We start from the raw sequence: 651 nt of genomic DNA, 5'->3' as shown, positions 1-651 counted from the left end.
GGCCGCCGATGCGCTGATCGCCGCCGGCGTACCCACCGAGATTTCGGATAACGTGCGCGGCGCGCTGTGGTTGAAGCTCATCATCAATTGCGCCTACAACGCCCTGTCGGCCATCGCCCAACTACCCTATGGCAAGCTGGTGGAAGGCGTGGGCGTGCTGGAAGTGATGGGCCACCTGGTGAACGAATGCAAGGCCGTGGCCGCTGCCGAAGGCGTGACGCTGACCGGTGACGTGGATGTTGCGATCCGCAAGATCATCGAGACCATGCCCACGCAATTCTCGTCCACTGCACAGGATGTGGCGCGCGGCAAACCCAGCGAGATCGATCACCTCAACGGTTTCATCGTGCGTCGCGGGCAGGCGCATGGCATCAGCACGCCGGTCAACCTGACCGTACACGCCCTGGTCAAACTGATCGAAAGCAAATCCAGATAAACCTGCCCAGCCTCATCCACCGAACAGCCTGGCATCGAACTGGAACAGTTTCTTTTCCACCACCTTGATGTCAGACATCTGCGGATGCAGTGGATTGAGCAAGACATTGAAATCGGTCGGGCTGACCACCGAGGGCACTTTCATCGCCAGATGTTTGCCCTCTTCTATCCAATGCTGCCCGATGGCGGCGGTGCTGGCCGGGTCGCGCGTGAGAT

2 protein-coding genes are annotated in these 651 nt (G+C 60.1%); one reads left to right on the top strand and one right to left on the bottom strand.

Annotation, left to right across the window (positions count from 1 at the left end; translation table 11 throughout):
- Window positions 1-436, top strand: a 436-nt coding sequence (locus tag I5W_RS24420; RefSeq protein WP_044531195.1) for a ketopantoate reductase family protein, incomplete at its 5' end; no start/stop codon positions are given.
- Window positions 437-448: 12 nt separating this feature from the next.
- On the opposite strand, the gene I5W_RS24415 is transcribed toward I5W_RS24420, so the two are convergent.
- On the bottom strand, window positions 449-651 hold a 203-nt coding region (locus I5W_RS24415; RefSeq protein ID WP_044531194.1), incomplete at its 5' end, for an RES family NAD+ phosphorylase.

Origin of the sequence: Herbaspirillum sp. B65 (assembly GCF_000333555.1) — a bacterium.
Classification (GTDB): domain Bacteria; phylum Pseudomonadota; class Gammaproteobacteria; order Burkholderiales; family Burkholderiaceae_D; genus Herbaspirillum; species Herbaspirillum rubrisubalbicans.
This window is presented reverse-complemented; position numbering and strand designations above follow the sequence as displayed.